Origin of the sequence: Kocuria rosea (assembly GCF_006094695.1) — a bacterium.
In the GTDB taxonomy this organism is placed as follows: domain Bacteria; phylum Actinomycetota; class Actinomycetes; order Actinomycetales; family Micrococcaceae; genus Kocuria; species Kocuria rosea.
This window is the reverse complement of sequence record NZ_CP035103.1, coordinates 1,794,582-1,815,408: the sequence shown is the minus strand read 5'-3', so window position 1 is coordinate 1,815,408 and position 20,827 is coordinate 1,794,582. Positions and strand designations below refer to the sequence as shown.

Sequence of the window (20,827 nt, the reverse complement as noted above, 5' to 3'; positions counted from 1 at the left end):
GCCCGGAAGCGGCCACCCTCACCCCCCTGCAAGGCCTGCGCCATGCCGATCCGCACGGTCACCACGGTCGGCACTGCTCCCGCCCGGTGCCGGCCTTGTCGAGGAACGCCTGCGGGGCGAGGGGATCGCGGATCAACCGCCCGTGACCACGATCGAGGCAGCGGTGACGGCACCGCCCGGCGTCCACAATCGGCCCCGGAATACTGATCGGCCCAGCCACGTGGCAGCCGGCAGCCCAGTGGCTCCGCCGCTGACCACCCTGGCCTCACCAACGACAGCGAAGGACCCGCTTAATTACTCCCCTCGCCCCGGGCCATTGATCTACCGGTCCGATACATGGACCCGGATGAATTTCAAGATCTCGTGAAGAAAGCAACTCTTCCCACCTGGTCGACACCCTTGGATATGAAGATTTCATGAAGAAAACAGCTCACTCCCCCAAAAAATACTGGGCGGTTTCGTAAAAGAATCCGAGAACACCCTTGAGGGACGCTGAAGCTCCCCCGGGGGTTCACCTCCCCCCGCACCGGGCGCAGGCCGAAGAATTCCACGGGTAGTAAGGGGCAGCGGATCCGAGCTCCCACCGCGCCCATCGGCGCGATACCGCAGGTCAGAGCCTCCCCGGAGCGGTCCCGATGAGTGGGGGCACCGGGAGGAAAGACAGCTAGCGGCGCCACCCCGCCGGAACGAATGTGCCCCAGGCATGGTGAGCTACCGGCCGGTTTGCCGGCGACCGCGCGAGGCCGGTGCAAGCCTTTTCCCGGCACCACAGGGAATGTGACCTTTTCGTTATCTAGGCGCTAGTGTCCTCTGCGTGCCGTTGGCTGATCTCATCGGCTTCCCCGGGTGCTTCGCCGAATTCTGCCGGCAGCCGGGGTCCCCATCACAGAAATGACTTGGCAGAAGCGGGGGAACCATACCCGGTCCGCACCCGGACCTTGGGGTGAAGCCGCCGGAGCTGCAGGCTCGGCGGCCGGGTGCCTCCCACCCGAACCCGACAGCTCACCTCGTAGGCAAAAGGAGGACCCTCATTCATGACTTTCTTCACGCGTAGCTCTGCCCGCCACCGCGCCCAGACCCCCTCGCACCTGGTGCGCACCACGACCCTGGCCGCCGCTGTCGGCGCGGCGGTGATCGGCTCCGTCGCCCCGGCTCAGGCCTATGCCGAAGCCCCCGCCACGTCCGGCACCGCATACTCGACCCCCGCGACCTCCCCGGCTCCGGCCGCTTCCCAGGCCCCCGTCACCGTGCAGACGGCGAGCCTGCCGGCCGCTGGGGCGGCCACTTCGAGTCTGTCCCCCCAGTCCTCGGACATTTCCGAGATCTCCGCCACCTCCGCTGCGGCCGGCGGCATTGTCGGCACCGCGATGCAGGGTGTGGGCACCGGCTACGTCTGGGGCGGCACGGACTTCGGCGCCTGGGACTGCTCCGGTTTCACCCAGTGGGTCTACGCCCAGCAGGGCATCGACCTCCCCCGCACCAGCCAGCAGCAGTGGGCGGCCGGTACCCCGACCACTGACCCGCAGCCCGGCGACCTCGTCGTCCAGAACGGCGGGGCCCACATCGGGATCTACCTCGGTGGCGGCAAGATGATCTCCGCGCTGAACCCCACCCAGGGCACCTTCGTGCACAGCGTGAATGCCATGCCGACGGTCGGCTACGTCACTTTCCGCTGAGCCAACACGCCGCCCGCCACGAATGCCGCTCGTGGCGGGCGGCGGGTGCGCCCCCCACCTGATCAGCATCCAGAATCGGTCGGCCCGGACATGCCTGCACCCATCCACCGACCGGGAACACACCGATCTGGCCGCCTGATGGGCCCGCTCTTGAAGGTTCGGTGAAGATCTAACGCCCAGCCCTCCCAGCCCGGAGAAAGCGACCACGGCGGGGCTACCGTGGACGGATCGGTCCGCCTCGACCTGAGGCTGAGCAGAGCAAACACCACGATGTGCAGGCCCAGCACGGGCTGCTGCGAAGGAGAGGTTCGTCATGACGTCGACGTTCAAGCACCTGGCCGCTGGGACGGTCCTGGCGCTGGCCCTCAGCGGTGCCGGGGCGACCGCGGCGGTCGCCTCCCCGACGCACCAGCCTGCCTCCGCCTCCGCACAGACGGGCGCTGAGCGGCACATGAACCACGACCGCCATTTCGCCGTGATGATGGTCCCCCACCACCAGGGTGCCACCGACATGGCCGAGCTGGCCCTGCAGAAGTCCGAGCGTCCCGAGATCCGTGACTTGGCGGAGAAGATCATCGAGGCCCAGACCGAGGAGATCCAGCAGCTGGAAGCAGCGGCCCAGCGGCTGACTGCCGAGAACACCTCCGGGCACCACCACCACGGACACGGCCACCGCCACGGGCACCACGGACACGGCGGCCATGGTCAGAGCATGAATGCCGACATGCAGGGCGCCATGATGGACGAGATGGACGAGATGGACGGCATGGACGGCATGAGCCTCGAGGAGCTGGCGAAACTGTCCGGGGACGAGTTCGACCAAGCCTTCCTCGAACAGATGATCGCCCACCACCAGATGGCTCTCGAGATGGCCGAGATGGAGCTGCAGATGGGCACCGACCTCGAGCTGCGAGCCATGGCGGAGAAGATGATCGAGGACCAGCAGGCGGAGATCGAGCTCATGCAGGGCTGGTTGGAGGAGTGGTTCGCGGCCTGATCCAGGACCACGAGCTGGGCCGTCACCGACTGGAACGGGCCGCCACCGGGATGTCATGATCCCCGTCGACCCGTTCCAGCCAGTCCAGTGCGGTGATCACCAACCCGGCACCCGATGGGCGCGCACCCTTCGCACAGTCAGCAGCACCCCAAACGGTCACCGACCAACCGTAGGTTCGCCAGCGCCGCGCCCTCTTGCCTCAGGACACGGACCCCCTCGCCTGGGGTCCTGCTCTCCAGCGCGCGCACCGTCACCGAGATGTCCGAGATGTCCGAGATGTCCGAGATGTCCGAGATGTCCGAGATGTCCGAGACCACCGGAGTCCCCTCGCACGGTGGTGGGGTGGCCGGATCCCGGCCGTGTTGCGTCTGTCCGGGCTCGTGGATGGGCGACACGCGACCTTCTCCGTGCCCGATAACCATCTCATCTGCCTGGGGCAGGGGATCGTTAGTCACAGCGACCACCGGTTCACCGGTGAGCCCGGCCATGACGAGTCCACCCCCCCCTGTTTCGTTCCCGAGGCCTCAGACACGGTCGCCCTAGGACGCTGGGGCTCGCAGCACAGTCTTCATGTCACAGCGATCAGTATCGGGAGGACAAATGACGGATCCGCTCACCGGACGTGTGCTGGTGGTCGACGACGAGGTCGATCTCGCGCAGCTGATCGCGGACTATCTGCGCAAGGCCGGACTCGAGGTCGTGATGCGCCACGACGGCACGGAGGCGGTCGCCGCGGTGCGGGAGTACACCCCGGACGTGCTCGTGCTGGATCTGGGGCTGCCCGGGATCGACGGGATCGAGGTGTGCCGTCAGGTGCGGGCCATCTCGGACTGCCACGTGCTGATGCTCACCGCCCGCGACGACGAGGTCGACAAGATCGTGGGCCTGTCGGTGGGCGCCGACGACTACGTGACCAAGCCGTTCAGCCCGCGCGAGCTCGTGGCCCGGGTCCAGGCCATGCTGCGCCGGGTGCGCACCCGGCCCGTCCCGGCGCCGGCGGGGCAGGGTCGGGTGCTGGTGATCGGGGACCTGGTGGTGGACGAGGCCGCCCGGGAGGTCCGCCTGGGCGGGGAGCCGGTGGCGTTGACCCGGATCGAGTTCGATCTGCTGGCCGCCCTGGCGGCCCACCCGCAACTGGTGCTCTCGCGCCGGCAGCTGGTGGAGATGGTCTGGGACACCGCCTGGACCGGGGACGCGCACCTGGTGGACGTGCACATCGGGCGGATCCGCAAGAAGCTCGGTGATACGGCTTCCGGCCCGAGGTTCATCCACACCATCCGCGGGGTCGGCTACCGGATGGGCACCGGCCGATGAGCACCATGGTCTCGAACCGGACCCGGGCCTGGGGGCCGCTGACCGTGCGGCTAATGCTGGCCCAGACCGCGGTGCTGGCCGTGGGTCTACTCATCGTGGTTGTGACCGCGGTGCTGATCGGGCCGAACATGTTCTACCACGAGCTCATCGACGCAGGCCACGCCGACGAGGCCACCGGGCTGGTGCACCTGGAGGACGCCTTCCGCTCGGTAAGCCTCACCGCCCTGGCCATCGGCGGGCTGCCGGCGCTCTACATCGCCGGGATGCTCACCTACTACCTCTACCGCACGATCAGAGGCTCCCTGGCCGCTTTCAGCACGGCGGCCGGTGAGGTGGCCGCGGGCAACTATGAGGTGCGGGTGACCTCGGCGAAGCTGGGCCCGGAGTTCGACTCCCTGGCCTCCTCCTTCAACGAGATGGCCGCCAGGCTCGCCACCGTGGACACCACCCGGCGCCAGATGCTGGCCGATCTCGCGCACGAGATGCGCACCCCGCTGGCCAGTCTCAAAGGCTATCTGGAGGGCATCGAGGACGGGGTGGTGGACTTGGATGAGCACACCACCGGGATCCTCAACGCCCAGATCACCCGACTGGAACGCCTGGCCCGCGACATCCGCCAACTCACCACCGCCGAGGAGGGCATGACGCGCCTGCAGCTCACCCCCCAGGACCCCGAGCACCTGGCGAACCAGGCGGTCGCGGCCATCGAGCCCGACGCCGCCGGCAAGGGCGTGTCGATCACCTCGGTGAGCACCGGTATGGAGGTCACCCCGATCCCCTTGGATCCGGAGCGGATGGGCCAGGTGCTGAGCAACCTGATGGAGAACGCCCTGCGCCACACCCCGACCGGGGGCACCATCGTGTTGCGCACCGACCACACCCCGGAGGCGGTCACCTACACCGTCTCCGATTCGGGGGAAGGCATCAGTGCGGAGAACCTTCCGCACGTCTTCGAACGCTTCTACCGCGCCCACACCGGCCGGGAGGCCCACCGCGGAGGCTCGGGGCTGGGCCTGGCGATCAGCAGGGCCCTGGTCGAGGCCCAGGGCGGAACGCTGGAGGCCACCAGCGACGGCCCCGGGCGCGGGGCCAGCTTCCGGATCCACCTGCCCCGCCCTCAGCCCGCCGACTGAGCCCCGAGGGAGCACTCGAACTCCAGGTCCGGGCACGGCCCGTGAGGGGGTGCACCGCCAGCTACCCGTGCGAGGACCCGGAGTTCCCGTGGAGCACGGCCCGGCGGGTGCCCTTCACGGACAGCCCGATCACCCGTTCCAGCGGGCCCTGACCCAGGGCCCGGTGCCAGGCCACCGCGAACAGTGCTGCGACCACCAGGTGGATGATGAACCACAGGTAGGGCTGGTCGTAGTGGATCTCAAAGGACAGCGCCACCAGGTGGGCGGTGTAGAGGGTCAGGGTCATCAGACCCATCGCTGCCAGCGGCAGCAGCCAGGCCTCGGCCTTGCGTGCGATCAGCAGGAGAGCTCCCAGCACGGCCAGGCTCACGCCCAGGCTGGCCGCGATGGCCAGCGGGGTGTTGGTGTGCGGGGTGGCGATCGCCAGCCACCACACCGTGGAGGTGGGCAGGGAGTCCGGGCCCCACACCAGCACTTCCTCCAGCTCGTGCTCGTCCATCGAGGAAGCGTCCAGCAGCCGCTGGTAGCCGCCGAAGGCGTAGAGCAGGAAGTAGGAGGTGGTCTGGGCGAAGATCGCAACCCCGATGCCGATGACCAGCAGCCGGATCTGGACCTCTTGCTTGCGCAGGTTCAGCCGTCCGAGCCCCATCCCGACCAGCAGGTACGTCATGTAGGGCAGGGCCGGGTAGGACCCGGTGAGCAGCAGCTGGGAGGCCGTGGCCCCCGGTTCAGCCAGCACGGTGGTGAGGGTGGGGTTGTAGGAGCTCCAGGCGGGCAGCTGGTCGAGCAGGCCCTGCATCAGCAGCGGGGACACGATGCCGAAGACCGCCGCACAGATGAAGAGCGCCTTCGGGCCGGCGTGCAGGAACGGGATCGCCAGCAGGAAGAACACCCCGTAGTAGATCAGGATGTTGTAGGCCGGCGGGTCCTCCGACATCAGAGTCCCGATCCATAGACCGACTGCGGCGATGAGCACCGCCCGTACCAGCAGCCCGATCCGGTCGGCGGTCATCGTCTTGCCCTCGTGCGGGTGGCGCCCCCCGGAGGTCAGTGCCAACCCCACCCCGGCCAGCAGGGCGAACAGGGCCGCGGAGTCCCCGGAGAACACCCGCCAGGTGAAGCTGGCCTCCCCGGTCTCCTCGTTCCAAGACGGCAGGATGTGGATGGCCATCAACCCGATCAGCGCCAGCCCCCTCGCCGCATCAATCCCCACCAACCGGCGTGTGGGCCGGATCAGTGCCTCGTCGAGTCCCCCTGGATCGGTTCTCTCCGCTCGCGACATCGCGCTCATGACTCCCCCTGATCGTGCCGGCCCTTCCCGGGTCGGCGAAGCGTGCGGCCCCGGAGTGTCCGGGGCCGATCTGACTTCAGGGTCTCGTCCACGTTTGGCGGCCACCTCGCGAGATCCTCAAGATTCCGTCAAGATTCCGACGGAGTTGCGCCGGCGGTGGGTGCGTCCGGCACCTGTGGGCGTCACAGTGGCCGCAAAAGCATCTTCTGCACGGCCGAGGTTTGCCCCGCGCGGCTTCCGCTCCCCACGATGGGACCACGGGGGTCGTTGCACCCCGTGGAGCAGCCCGCTCCCGATAGGGCAGGGGTTGGGGGACCAATGAGCGAGACCAGTCGGGCCGGTGTGCGGGGAACGAACCGGTGGGCCGTGGAGGCCTCCGTGCGAACGACCCAGCGGGTGGAGGAGCCGGTGATCGCGGCGGTGCGGGCGTCCATCGCCTCCTGTCACGGGGTGGTCCGCTGCACGGGCGCCCCCGGTGTGTCCGTGCGGCTCTCCTTGGCGGCCCAGACCCCAGCGGCCGCCTACAGCGCGGCCCTGGCCCTGCTGGCAGGCACGGTGCTGCCGTTGCTGGAGGGCTCCACGCTGATGGATCTGCACGTCACCACCGACGAAGCGCCACCGGAGCACCTAGCCCTGCCCGCCCCCACTACCGTGGTGGTGGCAACGGCTCCGTGAACCCCGCCCCGGACCGCGGCTGACCCTGAGCACACAGCCAAGGTGCGGGTCCGGAACCGGGGCTCAGGTCCGAGGTTGCCGTCCCAGCACGAGCCGGCGGGCGGCGCGCACGATCCCGGCGACAACACGCTCGAGCGGGCCCTGCCCGAAGGCCAGTCGCCAGAGCAGGGCGAACACCAGGGCGACCCCGACGTGGATGAGGAACCACACCGGCTGGTCGTAGTGCACCTCCGCGGACAACCCCAGCAGGTGGGCGGAGTACACGGTCAGCGTCATCGAGCCCATCGCGCTCAGCGGCAGCAACCAGCGTCCGGCCCCGCGGGCCAGCAGCAGGAACAGACCCAGCACCGCTGTGGCCGAGCCCAGGCCCAGCAGCAGGGCCATCGGGGTGTTGGTGTAGGGCCCGGCCACCGCCAGCCACCACCACGTCGTCGTGGGCAGCGCCGGCTCAGGACCCCACACGATGATGTCGTTGACCAGTTCCTCGTCCAGCCCTGGGGTGCGGGCCACCAGCTGCTCGAAACCACCGGCCTGCTGGATGAGCACCCAGGAGACCACCCACGCGGCGGCCGCCAGCACCACCCCGCCCACCACCAACCGGGCCTGCACCTGGGCCTGCCCCAGGTCTAGGCGCCCGATCGCCAATCCGGCCAGCAGATAGGCCAGGTACGGCAGCGCGGGGAAGGTCCCGGTCAGCAGCAGCTGGGCCGCCGTGGCGGCAGGGGCGGTGAGCAGGTCGCCCAGGACCGGGTTGTGCCGCTCGAAACCCGGCAGGGTCTCCCGCAGTACGTGCATCAGCACCGGACCGGCCAGGGCGAAGAATCCTGCCCAGGCGAACAGTGCCCGTCCGGACAGGGACAGGAACGGGATCGCCAGCAGGAAGTACACCCCGTAGTAGACCAGGATGTTCACCGCCGGGACCTCATCGATCGTGTCGCCGGGGATGACCTCGTTGATCGCCAGTCCCAGGCCCGCGATCAGCACCGCGCGCACCACCACCCCCACCCGGTCCGCCGTCATCGTCCGCCCGGTGTGCGGTGTGCGGCCACCGGTGGAGAAGGCCAGGCCCACCCCGGCCAGCAGGGCGAACAGGGCCGCGGAGCGCCCGGCGAAGACCGTCCACTGCGCGGTGGGCTCGAAAGAGACCGGGTCCCAGGAGGGCATGATGTGGATCGAGATCATCCCGATTAACGCCAACCCGCGGGCGGCGTCCACCCCGACCAGGCGCCGCTTGCCCGCCCCGGTGGCCGCGGCGCTGGCATCGTTCCCCGCAGCAGCCCCTGCCCCCGTCCGAGTGGTGGGCACTCGTGGACCGTCCTGTGTCCACGGGGCGCTGCGCCCCGGGTGTCCCTGGAAATCTGTCATGCCGAGCTGTCCCCCTGTGCTGCACCGACGGGCCCCCTGCCCACCGGACCAGGCCACGACGCCCGGTACAGGATTTACTTCAGCAAGGGCGGATATAGCTGGGGTATCCGCTGTCTGAGAATCACCTGTGAAAGCGGGTTCGGCTGCCGAGGCGGCTCGTGCGGAAGGGCCCCCATGGACGGCCCCTTCCGACGCCGTCTCCGAACCGGTCAGGACGGAAGATGCGTAACTGAGCCCCTGGACCCTCGTGGACGCCGGCCACCGTCACCACGTCTCCCATTGAAGAAAGGGTGCCCCGGCTTCAGCGGAAGCTGAGCCGGGGCACCCTCACACCGCTGACCCGAGGCACTGCCCGGGGCACCGGCCGATGAGAACTGGGGGTTCCCAAAGGGAAAGCTACGTCTTCTGCAACCCAAAAAACAGGGCCCGAGCCCGCTGGAGACCATGCTTGATGGAAGCTACACACTCCCTTTACTTAAGCTCAACGATCGGCCCCGGAGCCGATAAGGGAAGCCTGCGACATTCGTGGCGCCCTCCAGCCCATGACAACACGCGTGGGGCCAGCACCGCATGGCAACCCCGTCAGAAGCCCAGAGCCGACGGCTCCCGGATGCGCTGGTCGAGCGTGGCCCTGGACTATCTGTGGTTGCACGGGTCAGCACAGGCCGGTGATCCGGGCGAGAACCGACTCGGGCGCCCCGGTGGCGTCCACGACGGTCCAGCCCAGAGCACCGGCGAGCTCCAGATAGGCAGCCCGGGCCGCGCGCAGGTACTCCAGCGACTCGTGGTCCTGCCCGCGGGCGAGGATCCGCGCACGGGCGGTCTCGGCCGGGACGTCGAGAACCACCACCACGGCCCCGCGCAGCGCCCTGACCGCCAGCCACGGCAGGGCCCGGCCCGGCGGCAGCCCCCGGACCTGCCGCAGCACCGACTGGCACACCAGGTGGCGATCGATCACCACCAGACCGTCCCGGTGTGCGGCACGCACCTGGGAGACCAGGACGTTGGCGGTGCGCACCACGGTCTCCAACCGGTCCGCCCACCGCGCCGGCACCTCCACCCCCCATCGCGCCGAGGTGCGTGCCAGCCAGCGGCGGCCGGACTGGTTGCGCAGCACGACCGCCTCCCGCCCCGCCTCTTCCTCCGCCGCCACCAGTGCCGCGGCGGTGGTCGTCTTCCCGGCCCCGTCGACGCCCAGCAGCACCACGGTCCGCGCCCGGCGAGCCGGCAGGGCCCCGGGCCGCCGCCCTCGAGGTGCCCCAGCGGCAGGGTGCCTGCGGCGCCCCTTCATCGGGATGCTCCTAATGCTGCTGAACGGGACACTGCTCCGTCTTTCCGTCTGGGAGGGGCCTGGCGTACTTTGTGCCGATCTGGCCCACGAGCGCCAACACCGGCCGGGAAGCCCACCAGGGCGGCTCGGATTTGGGCCTGGCCATCCGTAAGGCTCTGGTCGCGGCCCAGGGTGGGCCCCTCGACCTGGGCGCGGAGCCGGCTTTCGAATCCACCTGACCCGACATCCACCCGAAGACTGACCGGAGCCAACAGCTCCGAGCCGCGCCCGCCACTGAGGAATCCATCTGCTGTGGCTGGCGCGGCGTGTGAGAGTCTGCCTCGTCTGGTGCTCACATCCGGTGGATCCAGTGGGGGCGCTGGGGGCAGTGGAGTACGGTGCGGCGGGTCGTTTCCACGCTGGTGCTCAGCACCCGCTCCAGCGGTCCCTGACCCAGTGCTCGTTGCCAGGCCACCGCGAGCAGCGCCGCGACCACCAAGTGGATGACGTACCACAGGTAGGGCTGGTCGTAGGGGGTCTGGAAGGACAGCGCCACCAGGTGCGCGGTGTACAGGGTCAGAGTCATCGATCCCATCGCCGACAGCGGCAGCAACCATGCCCCAAACTGTTGGGAGACCAGCAGGAAGCTCCCCAGCACCAGCAGTCCCACGCCCAGGCTGGCGACGATCTCCCATAGAGGATTTGTGTGCGGGGTGGTGATCGCCAGCCACCAAGCAGGATCGGTGGGCAAAGAACCCGGGCCCCGCACCAGCACCTCCGCCAGCTCGTTCTCGCCCATCCCACCGGTGGTCAGCGACCGGTCATACCCGCCGAAGGCGTAGGACACGAAGGCGGAGGTGGTCTGGGCGAAGATCACCAGTCCCGCTCCCACCGTCAGCAGCCGACCCTGGATCCCCGTGTCGCGCAGGTGCACCCGCCCCAGGCCCAACCCGACCAGCAGACAGGTCATGTACGGCAAGGTCAGGTTGGTGCCGGTCAACAACAGATGGGGGACCATCCCCGCAGGCTCCCCCACCCCGTCGGCGAACGCAGGATTGGATGGGCTGTATGCGGGAAGGATTTCTGCCATGCCCTGCATCAGCAGCGGACCCACGATCCAAGAGACCGCCGCGCAGACGAACAACGCCGTCGCCGACAAGTGGAGGAACGGGATCACCAGCAGGAGGAACACCGCGTAGTAGATCAAAAGGTTGTCCGCCGCGGCGTCTGCGGGCAGCAGCAACCCGGCCCCCAGACCCACCACGGCGATCAGCACCGCCCGCACGGCCACACCCACCCGATCGGCAGCCAACCACCTGCCGGTGTGCGGGAACCGCCCCCCGGAACTGAGCGCCAGTCCGACCCCGGCCAGCAGGGCAAACAGTGCCACCGCATCCCCCGAGGAGAAGAGGTGCGACCAGGTCGATTCCTGGGTTGCATCGACATACTCGGACAAGATCTGCATCGAGATCAGCCCGATCAACGCCAGCCCGCGGGCCGCGTCGATGCCGGACAACCACCCCGAGGGCCCGCAGGCACCGCCCATGGCACCCACCAGAGCAGGTTCTTCCGTTCTGGACGTCCAACGCATGGGTCCCCCGACCTTCCGGGCCCGCCCCAGCACCCTCAGGGTCCAGAGTCGAGCCGTATCTGAGGTCCCAACCTCCGGGACCATCCTGCGCTCAGGATCTCTGCTGCACCTGGCGCTCCAGTTGAGTAATCCTCAAGATTCCGTGAAGTCCTGCGTGCCCCACCGTGCACGCACGAGGGATGTCCGCCGCACCCGTCCAGCACGCTACGGTCGCCGAACCGATCCGCCAGTCGATGCGCACGTGTCCCGGATGGTGTCAGGCCCGATGACGGCGAAACTGACGCATCACTGAACGCCTCGACGAACGTTCGCTCAAACTGTTGTCGGCATGGGGAGCTCACGGATCCGCCGATACAGGGTGGCTCTCGACATGCCGAGATCCCGGCCGACCTGGGTGGCCGGTTCCCCACCGTCGATCAGCCGAAGGGCGTTGCGGATCTGGGAGTCGGTGAAGGTCTGCCGTCGCCCGCCGAGATCCTTGCCGGCGGCCCGGCGCTTAGCCACCGAGTCGGTGATCCGCTCCCGTTTGATCTCCAGTTCCATCTGCGCCAGGGCGGCCATGACGGTGAAGACCATTGAACCCATCGGGGTGGCGGTATCCACGTCTCCCCCACCGAGATTGAGCACCCGCAACCCGGCACCTCTCCCCCGCAGCGCCTCGGCGAACGCCAGCATGTTCTGCGTCGACCGCCCCAGCCGGTCCAGCGTGGTGATCACCAGAGTGTCGCCCTCCTCCAGCGCAGCCACCGCCTTATCGAAGGCAGGGCGCGAGCCACGGCCTCCAGACACTCCATGGTCGGCATAGACGTCATCGCGCCGTACACCGGCATTCAAGAGGTCAGACACTTGACGATCTGCGTCCTGCTGCCGTGTCGAGACACGTGCGTACCCGATCAGCTTCCCCACGTCTACCTCATCTGTCTCGCAACACACGTTGAGTAGCTAATTCTAGGGGCATGGATAAAGCACAAGGATGCGAGACAGGTCGAACCGCGGAAACATGCGGGAGCAAATTTCTCAGACGAGACGTCTCGCATCCCTTGAGTTGGGAGGGGCGGTGGGCTGATGAGCAGCAATTGGTCCAAGGCACATACTTGTGAGAGTGGAAAGTATTTGCTTTGATCGTGACATCATGTCTTTTCTGCAGGAGGACCCCGTGGGCCATCACCTCACCCCCGACCAAGCCCGGCAGCGGCTGGACGCTATCCGGAGCCGTCCCCTGGTCACCTCCCGAGACCGTGCGGTGCATGCCGGGGCGACGGCGGTGTTCGGGGTGATCACGGTCCTCTACATGGCCGCCCAGAACATGCGCTCCGACCGGGTGAGCTATACCGTGGCCACCGCGGTGTTCGTAGTTGCCTGGGTGGTAGCGGTGTGCTGGATCGAGCGGGTGGCGCGGACCGTGCCGCGCCGGGCCAAGGCGTGGTCGCGGGGCGGGATCGCAGCCTCTTTCGTGCTGACGCTGACCGTGGTGCTGCCGTGGCTGAACCTCTCCGCCCAGAATTCCCCCAATACCTGGCCCATGGTCGCCGCCGGGGCGACCGTGGCCGCCGTTCCCGCTCTGGTGGCTGCGGTCGTGATCCGCTGGGGGGCCAGATGAGCACCAGGGCAGGACGCCACGCCCGGCACCGGCTGGACGAGCTCATTCACGCCCCGGTGCGCCTGAGCATCGTCGCGGCCCTGGCCCAGGTCGACGAGGCCGAGTTCGCCCGGGTGCGCGACACCGTGGAGGTCTCCGACTCGGTGCTCTCCAAACAGGCGGCCCAGCTCGAGGCCGCCGGCTACGTGAAGATCCGCAAGGGCTACGTCGGCAAACGCCCCCGCACCTGGCTCTCGCTCACTCCCACCGGGCGCACCGCCTACACCGGTCACCTCGAGGCTCTGCGCGCCATCGCTGAGGGCGTGTAGAGGTTCAGACGTTCCCTTTTCCGGAACAGGACAGCCAGGAGCAGCCACCTCATTTGCCCGGCTGGAGGGGCTGATCCCTTTTCCCGGACGAGTCATCGCGCACCCCTTACCGTGCGCACTTCCACACCCTGGGTCTTTTCGGCGATCGATTGACATGAATCGAAGCGGTGCTCCAGGCTGGGGAGTTCCCGGGCGGAGAGGATTCGCCCTGACCGATCGAGGAAGGAGTCAGCATGGTGGACATCGGAGGCTTTGCGGACAAGGCTAAGAATTTCGCCGGCGAGAACCCGGACAAGGTGGAGCAGGGCATCCAGCGCGGCGGCGACATGGTCGATGACCACACCGGCAACAAGTTCCAGGACCAGGTGGACCAGGCTCAGGAACACGCCGGCGGCCTGCTCGGCGGGCAGAACCCTGAGGACCAGCAAGGCTGATCCAGACGGGGTATCACGGGCCTCGGCCCCCCCCTGGGGGACCGAGGCCCGCGCCGTGCCCGCCCCCTTGAGCTCGAAGAACCGGCGCCCCGACCCGGGCACGGGAGGCGGATCCCCCGACATCGGGCCGACCCGCTGCTGCGCACTCCGAGCCGGCTACTACCGCTCTCCCCGTCAAGACCCGCCCCCTGCACCCGGTGCCACCCCCCTGTCCACCCGCAGGAGACGGGCATACAGAACCCGTGGGTGCCGACAGTAGTGGCCGCTCAGACCGATATGCCGCCACCGGCGCATCGCAAGTTCTCGAAAGCGTCTCTAAAGGTGGATGGGAGCGGCTCCGGGGGAGCTCAACACCGGTAGTCTGAGCGCATGCTTAAAGGATTCAGAGAATTCATCATGAAGGGCAACGTCCTGGACCTCGCCGTCGCCGTGATCATCGGCGCCGCCTTCGCCCAGGTCGTCAACGCCCTGGTCGAGTCCGTGCTCATGCCCGCCATCTCCGCACTGGTGGGCTCACCCAACTTCGACTCGTTCGCGATGGTCACTCTCAACGGCAACGACATCAAGTTCGGGGTGCTGCTCACGGCGCTGGTGAACTTCCTGCTCGTGGCCGCCGCCGTGTACTTCGCGATCATCATGCCCATGAACAAGCTGATCGAGGCCCGCAACCGGCGCCTGGGCATCACCCCGGCCGAGGAGGAGGTCGACCCGCAGGTGCAGCTGCTCACCGAGATCCGCGACTCCCTCAAACAGCGCTCCTGAGTTCAAACCCATCCTTGACGGGGGCCTGTCCCTACCCCGGGGCAGGCCCCCCGTTCCTGTCCTCCGGACGAGGTGACACCCGTCAAGCCAGACCCGGACAGCAGTCGTCACTACCTCGCCCTGGTGAGCACCTCGACCCCATGAGCGCCTCGACCCTATGAGCGACTCGGCCCCGAGGGAGCGAGACCTCAGGCGCAAGGGATCCGATCTGGGAGTGCTAAGCCACAACCAACCACAGCGGCGCTCCACCGCACCGGAATGGTGTGGGGCGGGAACACCGGGCAGCCGGCGCCGCGCAACATCCTGTGACGCTGGCCGTGAGGGTCGCATTGGCTCCCGATCGCACCACCCATGGGGATCCCGCGACATGACCTATGGCCGGCATCACTCCCACACGAGTCGAACAGCCGACCCACCGTGGATGAGACGTCAAGCATCCCCTCAGTTGAAAGATGCCGCAGGTCACAAGGATCAGCGTGCTTCCCTCGGTGTCCGTGTGGTGTCTACCGTGGACCATCACCATCGGGTTTCGTCTTCGTCCGCAGTGGGGTTCATCCCTGGCCGCTTTCGCGACGTGATTCTTCACCAGCAACCAGGAAGCCGGCATGGACGCCTCCGCCTCCGGGACTCTCGCCGTTGAGCTGTACCCGCACTCCCCCACCCACTGGGTCGCCACCTACTACCCCATGGTGGCCACTCCCGCGGGCCGCTGGGCCGATGTCACCTGGGTGCTGCACCAGTGTCTGATGCCCCTCGCCCGTTACCCCTTGACCTCGACACGGTGGTTGGAGCTCGGCAGCTCCGATCCGGCGCACCCGGGATACGACCGCCACCCGCTCTGGAGTGCGGCCCTGGCCGCCGGCTATGCCACCGCGCGAGTCGTGCACACCACCGAAACCGCGAACACCACCGGTGCGACTCTTTCGCCCGAGGAAACCCGGCAGCTGCGTGCGGCCACGACCGTGGTGCCGGCCGCACAGCTGACGGAATGGCTGCTCGACGATCTCCAGCACCTGGACTGCTGAAACCACCCCGATCACCTATCGACCGGCCACCAACCCCGAGGTGGAACGAGATCCACCTGAAGCTGTGGCTGACCCCGTGGCCGGAGCGCAACCTCCACACCGGACCCTGCCCACCCCCAGCCACCGCCGTAACCTGATCAGCCCGCGGCACCCCGCTCGGCCTCGGCAGCAGTGACCGACTCGACCGTGACCGACTCGACCGGCTGGGGCGGCAGGTGCCGGTAGAGCGTGGTGCGGGTGATCCCGGTCTTCGCCACGATCTGCGCCATGGTGTGCCCGGTCTCGCGCAGGTGCACCGCGTAGGCCAGCTTGTCCGCATCCACCACGGAGGGCCGCCCGATCCGCCGCCCCTTGGCCGTGGCCACCGCCCTCGCGTGGGCGGCCCGCTCCAGGGTGTAGGTGCGTTCCATCTGACCGAACAAAGCCAGCAGCACCACCGCCAACTGCGCCATCGGATCATTGGGGTTGGTGGAGTCCACCTTGATCGGATCCGCCAGGTTGCGCACCCCCACCCCCCGCTCGGCCAGATCATGGATCAGGTTCAGAGTGTCGCGCACGGTGCGCCCCAGCCGGTCCAAGGTATGCACCACGATCACATCACCCTCCCGGGCATAAGCCAGCGCCGCGGTCAGCCCGGGGCGGTCAGTCGTGGCCCCGGACTTCTTGTCCACATAGATCCGCTCCGCCGCGATCCCCACCTGTCGGAGGGCATCGATCTGCCGATCGAGGTCTTGTTTGGCCGTCGAGACCCGCGCATAACCCAAATCCATGACGACAGCGTACCGAAGGTCGGATCCGTACAGCTGAAACGGAACTGTACTTTTGACCCAACTTATGGAACAGGAATCGCCGATGCCAACCTCGATCTGACGCTCTTGCGACCAACCGTCCCACTACCAAGGAAGTGGAACGTCCCCGCGAGAGCGATCAACACGTCGATCACCTCGAGCTCGGCCGGTCCGACGACTCCGAGCGGGAAGCGAGACCTCGATGCCGCCATTTAGCTCCGTCAGAACACCGCCACTTTTCGTTGCGGTTCACAATCATGCGGCCGCAAATTTTTTGGACGAGACGTCTCGCATCCCATGGCTTGAGAAACGAGTCGCTGTCATCTTGTTCAGTTTGCTTCCTGAGTGATCAGCTCAGTGGTTACTCTGGAATATCGCCGACGGGGTTCCCTCCCGACCCGGCGTCGCGGTCCAGCCCCGGCCGTCTCGATCCTTGACCTGTGAACAGGAAAAAGGCATGACATCCTCTGTCTCCGGGGCTCTGGCAGTCGAACTGCGCCCCCATTCCCCCGCCCACTGGATCGCCACCTACTACCCCATGGTGGAGACTCCCGCCGGCCGCTGGGCCGACGTCACCTGGATCCTGCATCAATGTCGGATACCCCCTCCCGCTTCTGTTGCACTGCCTCGGGCGCAATGGCTGGAGCTGCGCAGCCCCGATCCGGGTCACCACGGTTACGCCAACCACCCTGCGTGGAGGGCGGCCCTGGCGAGCGGCTACGCGGCAGCGCTGGCCGTCTACATCGCCGAGGCCGATGACGTTCCCGCACCGACTCAGCAGGCCCAGCGGCCTCGAGCCGGTACGGTCGTCGTCCCGGCCGGACAGGTCTCGGAGTGGGTGCTCGAGGACCTCGACGAGGAGACCATGCAGATTCCCAGGTGACCCTGCCGTTGGCCACCCGTCATCACCGCCGCTTTCCTGCACCGGCCCTGCACTGGTCGACAGGTTTGGGTGTGCGCTGTGGAATCGGTGCCACCACAACCCCGTGATGAGCAAATCTGCGAGGCAGGTCTGTAGATGTTGAGCTCGTGGGCGGCGCGGTCGAGGACATTGCGCTGGAGGCGAGACAGGTGCAGGGCCTCGTACAGGTAGGCCTGTATCTCCACCTCCCCGGCGTCGCGCCCGAGGTCGTAGTGGTGCCGGCTTGAAGCAGGGGACGGTGGTTCCACCGCCGTCCCGGACGCAGGGCCCGGAGCGTTCCGAGCCACGCGCTGCCCCCTGTCAGGTCCGTGGTGCTGCGGCCGGCTCACCACCCTCCCCTGGCGGGAAGGAGAGGAGGCGTCCGGTCGTGGTGCTCGCCACACGAGGCAGGCGCTCGGAACGACCCGGCCGCCGCCTGCGGTTCAGCACCACCACGAATCCCGTGGGGTGCTGGGGTTCAATTGCTGATGGCCGGGGCGGCGCAGATGTATGTGGTCTCCAGCGCCTGGGCGGCCAGGAACCGGGCGGTGTCGGCGCGGGTGATCGAGGGCCCCACCACGTCCCGGTGGGTCATCCCGACGTGGCGGACCCCGCGTACCGGTCCGTCCGTCAGCGGCGCGTGGCGCACGAGCGTCCAGCTCAGTGCGGAGGAGGCGATGGCATGGAAGTCGGCGGCCGCCTCCCGGCACAGCTGGGGGCACCACCCCTGCCAGAGCAGCCGGGCGGTCCGCCGCCAGGTGTCCGGGTAGCGGGTGTGGTCGACCAGGGTCGCCGGCTGCAGACCGATGTACCGGGTGCGCCCGTGGCCAGCCATGCTGTCCACGATGGCGCGGGTCGCGTCCACGGTGAGGTTCGGCCGCCGCCGGCTGCGTGCGGCACACAGCACGTCGATCACCACCTCGTTGTCCGCCACAGCCGCGTCGATCACGGCCGCGTCCAACGGGTCCCCGACGCGCAGGTGCACCCGGTCGGCCCACTCCGCCGGTGCCTGGGCCGGATCAGTGAGCACGGCGCTGACCCGGTGTCCCCGGAAGACGAGGTCCGTGACGGTCTCACGGCCGACGTCCGTGTCCGCCCCGAACACCACGACCTTCACCGAGCCTCCCACCCGGCACGTGCCGCCCGACCGGTCCCGCTGAGCAGAACGCCACCGGCCCGCGGCCGCTGGTCGGTGGTTGCATCTGGTTCCGGCAGCACGAGATCCACCCGCCCCCCGGGACGATCGCGGCACTGCTGGTCGATGCCGGCGCGCAACAGCGCCACGGCCGCCGGTTCTGGGGGACCGCCCGCGGTGAGGTCGACGAGGACCTCCGCGGCGGGGGTGAGGGTGCGAGCCCGCTCGATGACCGGGTGCAGGGCCTGTTGGTTGGCGGCGCTGAGGCACCCGGTGACGATCAGGCGCAGGCGCCGGCCGTCGAGGTCCACGCGCACCAGCACAGAGAGTTTGGGGTCGGACACAGCAGATCTTTCACGGCGGTCCCCCGGGAAGAGGAAGGGTGGGGCCGGCTGTTCGACCACGTCACAGCCTAGACCATTCCCGACGCGACAGCCGGGGAATGGATCTGCTCGGACATCTCCCTGCACCAGTGATCGGGGACGCCGTGCCGGTCCGGGTGTTGCTCCGGCGGATCCTTGCTGGCGTATCGTTGAGGACGAGGGGCGGCCGAGCACTGTTGGTCCCCTGCACGGGGTGACCCCCTGGCTCGCGCGTCCTGCATGGGCCAGGAATTGCCCGACCGACCGGGGAGCCCCCAATGGAACCCACTACCGCTGCTGCAGCGGACGCCACCGATCTGAGCGCGGTCTTCGCCCGGATCCAGGGGATGTTGCTGAGCCAGGAATCAGCTCAGGCCGCTGCCGCCCAGCTCGCCCTGGCGGCCCGGGATCTGATCGACTCCGCGGCCGGGGCCGGGGTCTCGCTGATCGACGAGACCGGACGCCGGACCTCCACCGCGGCCACCGACACCTTGGTGGAGACCGCCGACACAGCCCAGTACGAGCTGGGGCTCGGCCCGTGCTTGAGCGACTGGGCCACCGAGTCCGTTCAGCGCCTCGAGGACACCGCCGCGGATACTCGGTGGCCGGAGTGGTCCCGCACGGCGGCCGGGGCTGGGATCGCTTCGGTGCTCAGCGCCCCGGTGCTCTACCGGGACAACTGCCTGGGGGCGATGAAGATCTACGCCACCGCCGGGAACGCGTTCAGCGCCCGGGCGGAGCAGCAGCTGGTGCTGCTGGCCTCCGCCGCCGGCACCCTTCTCGGGGCGGCCCAGGGCAGTGACACCCCACAGCGGCTCAGCGCCTCGCTGCAACAGGCCATCACCAACCGCACCGCGGTGGAGACCGCCACCGGGATGCTGATGGAGCGCCACGCCACCGATCACGAGACCGCTCGGCGGATGCTGATCGGCGCTTCTCAGGCCCAGGGCCGGCCGCTGGCGCAGATCGCGCGCCGGGTCGTGGAACGAGCCGCGGACACGACCAGCTGAGGAGTGCGGTGGCGATGGACGACAGTGCTGCAGGCCGCCAGCAGGCCCACCTGGTGCGCCAGGCCCTCGAGGCCGCCGGGATCGAGGTGGGGCAGCTGTGGGTGCACTACTTCAGCATCGGCGGCGACGCCGGGGAGATGGAGGTCGATGCCTTTCTCCACCACTCCCTGACCCTGCCGGTCCTGCAGCGCGATCTGCTGGCACATGCCACCAACGAGCTCCTGGACGAGCAGCGGCCCCAGCGGATCCCGCAGACCTCGGACCTGCTCGACCACGACGACCAGGACGGCATCGGGCAGGACGAGCACAGCACTCGGGACCAGGACAGCGCAGAGGAGTCCTGACGCGCCCCTGCACGAGCAGGTGACCTCAGCGGTCCCGGGACCGCGGTGCAGAACGAGCGGGCCGGCGCGGCAGCGAGAGTTCCCCGGTCTCGACGACCTCGGTGGCGAGCTCGGCCAGCTTCCGGTTGCTGTCCTGACTGGCCACCCGCAGCAGCTCGTGGGCCTGGTCCCGCGTGAGCTTGTGCTGGGCCATCAGCACCCCGATCGCGGTGCCGATCTCCCGGTTGGACCGCAGCGCGGCCTCCAGGTTCTCGGCCCGCTGCCTGGACAGTTCCATGGACACCGCCCACCCGGCGTGGGTGGCCAGCAGCGTGCCCGCCCACTGGGTGTGCGCATCGAAGGCGTCGGTGACGTCGGAGTAGAGGTTCAGTCCCGCGATCAGCTCCGGATCCGCCACCAGGGTCAATCGGTAGGCCAGCGCGCTGCGCACCCCGAGCTCCTCTGCGACGCGGGCCCCGTACACCGGCCACCGGGGGTCGTGGGCCAGATCCGCCGAGCAGTGCACGCTGTCCTCCAGCACGGTGTCCACGCACGGGCCCGCCCCCAGCTCGTACTGCAGCGCGTCCGCCGCGCACGCCGTCTCCGCGGTGGCGGCCAGGGTGCGGAACCTCCCCTGGCGCAACGTGGTGATGCTCGCCCACCGCGCCCCCGGCAGCGCCTCCACCGCGTACTCGATCACCGCTTCCACGAGGGTGTCGGCCGATGCATTGCGCAGCTGTTCCCCCAGGCCCACCAGCGCATCGGCGATCTCGGTCAGTCCGACGGGGTCGGCCTGCGACGTCCGGTCCGAAGAAGCCATGACTACCCCCAAAAAATACCCGGTGGCGACCACGCACCTTGGATTCT

The 20,827-nt window shown here is 68.5% G+C and carries 23 protein-coding genes and 1 riboswitch; of the genes, 13 read left to right on the top strand and 10 right to left on the bottom strand.

Annotated elements, in window-relative coordinates; all coding sequences use genetic code 11:
• Positions 1 to 859 precede the first annotated feature (859 nt).
• Positions 860 to 1,028: riboswitch (cyclic di-AMP (ydaO/yuaA leader) on the top strand.
• A gap of 6 nt (positions 1,029 to 1,034) precedes the next feature.
• Both EQG70_RS08420 and EQG70_RS08415 read left to right on the top strand, forming a co-directional pair.
• Positions 1,035 to 1,676 (top strand): C40 family peptidase, encoded by a 642-nt coding sequence (locus tag EQG70_RS08420; protein ID WP_138976464.1) that lies wholly within the window; start codon positions 1,035 to 1,037, stop codon positions 1,674 to 1,676.
• A gap of 313 nt (positions 1,677 to 1,989) precedes the next feature.
• The gene (locus EQG70_RS08415; protein ID WP_109267947.1) at positions 1,990 to 2,673 is read left to right on the top strand and encodes a DUF305 domain-containing protein; all 684 of its coding nucleotides are present in this window, start codon (positions 1,990 to 1,992) and stop codon (positions 2,671 to 2,673) included.
• 137 nt (positions 2,674 to 2,810) lie between these two features.
• Here the strand turns inward: EQG70_RS08415 and EQG70_RS08410 are convergent, their stop codons facing one another.
• Positions 2,811 to 3,161, bottom strand: a complete 351-nt coding sequence (locus EQG70_RS08410; protein ID WP_138976463.1) for a hypothetical protein — start codon at positions 3,159 to 3,161, stop codon at positions 2,811 to 2,813.
• A gap of 112 nt (positions 3,162 to 3,273) precedes the next feature.
• Here EQG70_RS08410 and EQG70_RS08405 point away from each other — a divergent pair, with 112 nt between their 5' ends.
• Both EQG70_RS08405 and EQG70_RS08400 read left to right on the top strand, forming a co-directional pair.
• Positions 3,274 to 3,987, top strand: coding sequence for a response regulator transcription factor (locus tag EQG70_RS08405; RefSeq protein ID WP_109267949.1), 714 nt, complete (start codon positions 3,274 to 3,276; stop codon positions 3,985 to 3,987).
• A gap of 5 nt (positions 3,988 to 3,992) precedes the next feature.
• Positions 3,993 to 5,120, top strand: a complete 1,128-nt coding sequence (locus tag EQG70_RS08400) for a sensor histidine kinase (protein WP_244296685.1) — start codon at positions 3,993 to 3,995, stop codon at positions 5,118 to 5,120.
• Between the two features lie 61 nt (positions 5,121 to 5,181).
• On the opposite strand, the gene EQG70_RS08395 is transcribed toward EQG70_RS08400, so the two are convergent.
• Positions 5,182 to 6,291 (bottom strand): heparan-alpha-glucosaminide N-acetyltransferase domain-containing protein, encoded by a 1,110-nt coding sequence (locus tag EQG70_RS08395; protein ID WP_244296684.1) that lies wholly within the window; start codon positions 6,289 to 6,291, stop codon positions 5,182 to 5,184.
• Positions 6,292 to 6,789: 498 nt separating this feature from the next.
• Here EQG70_RS08395 and EQG70_RS08390 point away from each other — a divergent pair, with 498 nt between their 5' ends.
• Positions 6,790 to 7,086 (top strand): hypothetical protein, encoded by a 297-nt coding sequence (locus tag EQG70_RS08390; protein WP_138976462.1) that lies wholly within the window; start codon positions 6,790 to 6,792, stop codon positions 7,084 to 7,086.
• A gap of 63 nt (positions 7,087 to 7,149) precedes the next feature.
• On the opposite strand, the gene EQG70_RS08385 is transcribed toward EQG70_RS08390, so the two are convergent.
• The 4 genes from EQG70_RS08385 to EQG70_RS08370 all read right to left on the bottom strand — a co-directional run bounded on the left by EQG70_RS08385 (position 7,150) and on the right by EQG70_RS08370 (position 12,218).
• Positions 7,150 to 8,268 (bottom strand): heparan-alpha-glucosaminide N-acetyltransferase domain-containing protein, encoded by a 1,119-nt coding sequence (locus EQG70_RS08385; RefSeq protein WP_244296683.1) that lies wholly within the window; start codon positions 8,266 to 8,268, stop codon positions 7,150 to 7,152.
• 838 nt (positions 8,269 to 9,106) lie between these two features.
• Complete coding sequence (locus tag EQG70_RS08380; protein ID WP_109268239.1) at positions 9,107 to 9,655, bottom strand: AAA family ATPase; 549 nt, start codon at positions 9,653 to 9,655, stop codon at positions 9,107 to 9,109.
• A gap of 418 nt (positions 9,656 to 10,073) precedes the next feature.
• The gene (locus tag EQG70_RS08375; protein ID WP_109267953.1) at positions 10,074 to 11,267 is read right to left on the bottom strand and encodes a heparan-alpha-glucosaminide N-acetyltransferase domain-containing protein; all 1,194 of its coding nucleotides are present in this window, start codon (positions 11,265 to 11,267) and stop codon (positions 10,074 to 10,076) included.
• A gap of 357 nt (positions 11,268 to 11,624) precedes the next feature.
• The gene (locus tag EQG70_RS08370) at positions 11,625 to 12,218 is read right to left on the bottom strand and encodes a recombinase family protein (RefSeq protein ID WP_109267954.1); all 594 of its coding nucleotides are present in this window, start codon (positions 12,216 to 12,218) and stop codon (positions 11,625 to 11,627) included.
• A gap of 226 nt (positions 12,219 to 12,444) precedes the next feature.
• On the opposite strand from EQG70_RS08370, the gene EQG70_RS08365 reads away from it, so the two are divergent.
• From EQG70_RS08365 to EQG70_RS08345, 5 genes are all read left to right on the top strand, one after another.
• Positions 12,445 to 12,912: a hypothetical protein gene (locus EQG70_RS08365; RefSeq protein ID WP_017831926.1), complete on the top strand. Its 468-nt coding sequence runs from the start codon at positions 12,445 to 12,447 to the stop codon at positions 12,910 to 12,912.
• The gene (locus EQG70_RS08360) at positions 12,909 to 13,220 is read left to right on the top strand and encodes a winged helix-turn-helix domain-containing protein (protein WP_017831925.1); all 312 of its coding nucleotides are present in this window, start codon (positions 12,909 to 12,911) and stop codon (positions 13,218 to 13,220) included. Before EQG70_RS08365 ends, EQG70_RS08360 begins: the two co-directional genes overlap by 4 nt.
• 233 nt (positions 13,221 to 13,453) lie before the next feature.
• Positions 13,454 to 13,654: an antitoxin gene (locus tag EQG70_RS08355; protein WP_017831924.1), complete on the top strand. Its 201-nt coding sequence runs from the start codon at positions 13,454 to 13,456 to the stop codon at positions 13,652 to 13,654.
• A 369-nt stretch (positions 13,655 to 14,023) separates the two neighbouring features.
• Positions 14,024 to 14,416, top strand: coding sequence for a large conductance mechanosensitive channel protein MscL (gene mscL, locus EQG70_RS08350; RefSeq protein WP_031282206.1), 393 nt, complete (start codon positions 14,024 to 14,026; stop codon positions 14,414 to 14,416).
• Between the two features lie 605 nt (positions 14,417 to 15,021).
• A complete protein-coding gene (locus EQG70_RS08345; RefSeq protein WP_017831922.1) occupies positions 15,022 to 15,441 on the top strand; it encodes a hypothetical protein in 420 nt (139 codons plus the stop codon).
• Positions 15,442 to 15,578: 137 nt separating this feature from the next.
• Here EQG70_RS08345 and EQG70_RS08340 read toward each other — a convergent pair whose 3' ends face one another.
• Positions 15,579 to 16,211, bottom strand: a complete 633-nt coding sequence (locus tag EQG70_RS08340) for a recombinase family protein (protein WP_109267956.1) — start codon at positions 16,209 to 16,211, stop codon at positions 15,579 to 15,581.
• Between the two features lie 475 nt (positions 16,212 to 16,686).
• On the opposite strand from EQG70_RS08340, the gene EQG70_RS08335 reads away from it, so the two are divergent.
• Positions 16,687 to 17,112 (top strand): hypothetical protein, encoded by a 426-nt coding sequence (locus EQG70_RS08335; protein ID WP_035929032.1) that lies wholly within the window; start codon positions 16,687 to 16,689, stop codon positions 17,110 to 17,112.
• Positions 17,113 to 17,608: 496 nt separating this feature from the next.
• Here EQG70_RS08335 and EQG70_RS18120 read toward each other — a convergent pair whose 3' ends face one another.
• Complete coding sequence (locus EQG70_RS18120; protein WP_035929034.1) at positions 17,609 to 18,247, bottom strand: NAD(P)-dependent oxidoreductase; 639 nt, start codon at positions 18,245 to 18,247, stop codon at positions 17,609 to 17,611.
• Positions 18,244 to 18,609, bottom strand: a complete 366-nt coding sequence (locus tag EQG70_RS18115; RefSeq protein WP_035929040.1) for a hypothetical protein — start codon at positions 18,607 to 18,609, stop codon at positions 18,244 to 18,246. The genes EQG70_RS18120 and EQG70_RS18115 overlap by 4 nt, the downstream gene beginning before the upstream one ends.
• Positions 18,610 to 18,905: 296 nt before the next feature.
• On the opposite strand from EQG70_RS18115, the gene EQG70_RS08325 reads away from it, so the two are divergent.
• Positions 18,906 to 19,637 (top strand): GAF and ANTAR domain-containing protein, encoded by a 732-nt coding sequence (locus EQG70_RS08325; protein ID WP_109267958.1) that lies wholly within the window; start codon positions 18,906 to 18,908, stop codon positions 19,635 to 19,637.
• A 14-nt stretch (positions 19,638 to 19,651) separates the two neighbouring features.
• Positions 19,652 to 19,981, top strand: coding sequence for a hypothetical protein (locus EQG70_RS08320; RefSeq protein WP_176337466.1), 330 nt, complete (start codon positions 19,652 to 19,654; stop codon positions 19,979 to 19,981).
• A 25-nt stretch (positions 19,982 to 20,006) separates the two neighbouring features.
• On the opposite strand, the gene EQG70_RS08315 is transcribed toward EQG70_RS08320, so the two are convergent.
• Positions 20,007 to 20,780: a GAF and ANTAR domain-containing protein gene (locus EQG70_RS08315; protein ID WP_109267959.1), complete on the bottom strand. Its 774-nt coding sequence runs from the start codon at positions 20,778 to 20,780 to the stop codon at positions 20,007 to 20,009.
• Positions 20,781 to 20,827: the final 47 nt, after the last annotated feature.

Coding starts and splice junctions, on each gene's coding strand:
- EQG70_RS08420 (WP_138976464.1), top strand. CDS start 1,035: ATGACTTTCTTCACGCGTAGCTCTGCCCGCCACCGCGCCCAGACCCCC.
- EQG70_RS08415 (WP_109267947.1), top strand. CDS start 1,990: ATGACGTCGACGTTCAAGCACCTGGCCGCTGGGACGGTCCTGGCGCTG.
- EQG70_RS08410 (WP_138976463.1), bottom strand. CDS start 3,161: ATGGCCGGGCTCACCGGTGAACCGGTGGTCGCTGTGACTAACGATCCC.
- EQG70_RS08405 (WP_109267949.1), top strand. CDS start 3,274: ATGACGGATCCGCTCACCGGACGTGTGCTGGTGGTCGACGACGAGGTC.
- EQG70_RS08400 (WP_244296685.1), top strand. CDS start 3,993: ATGGTCTCGAACCGGACCCGGGCCTGGGGGCCGCTGACCGTGCGGCTA.
- EQG70_RS08395 (WP_244296684.1), bottom strand. CDS start 6,291: ATGGCCATCCACATCCTGCCGTCTTGGAACGAGGAGACCGGGGAGGCC.
- EQG70_RS08385 (WP_244296683.1), bottom strand. CDS start 8,268: ATGATCTCGATCCACATCATGCCCTCCTGGGACCCGGTCTCTTTCGAG.
- EQG70_RS08375 (WP_109267953.1), bottom strand. CDS start 11,267: ATGGGCGGTGCCTGCGGGCCCTCGGGGTGGTTGTCCGGCATCGACGCG.
- EQG70_RS08365 (WP_017831926.1), top strand. CDS start 12,445: ATGTCTTTTCTGCAGGAGGACCCCGTGGGCCATCACCTCACCCCCGAC.
- EQG70_RS08360 (WP_017831925.1), top strand. CDS start 12,909: ATGAGCACCAGGGCAGGACGCCACGCCCGGCACCGGCTGGACGAGCTC.
- EQG70_RS08355 (WP_017831924.1), top strand. CDS start 13,454: ATGGTGGACATCGGAGGCTTTGCGGACAAGGCTAAGAATTTCGCCGGC.
- mscL (WP_031282206.1), top strand. CDS start 14,024: ATGCTTAAAGGATTCAGAGAATTCATCATGAAGGGCAACGTCCTGGAC.
- EQG70_RS08345 (WP_017831922.1), top strand. CDS start 15,022: ATGGACGCCTCCGCCTCCGGGACTCTCGCCGTTGAGCTGTACCCGCAC.
- EQG70_RS08340 (WP_109267956.1), bottom strand. CDS start 16,211: ATGGATTTGGGTTATGCGCGGGTCTCGACGGCCAAACAAGACCTCGAT.
- EQG70_RS08335 (WP_035929032.1), top strand. CDS start 16,687: ATGACATCCTCTGTCTCCGGGGCTCTGGCAGTCGAACTGCGCCCCCAT.
- EQG70_RS08325 (WP_109267958.1), top strand. CDS start 18,906: ATGGAACCCACTACCGCTGCTGCAGCGGACGCCACCGATCTGAGCGCG.
- EQG70_RS08320 (WP_176337466.1), top strand. CDS start 19,652: ATGGACGACAGTGCTGCAGGCCGCCAGCAGGCCCACCTGGTGCGCCAG.
- EQG70_RS08315 (WP_109267959.1), bottom strand. CDS start 20,780: ATGGCTTCTTCGGACCGGACGTCGCAGGCCGACCCCGTCGGACTGACC.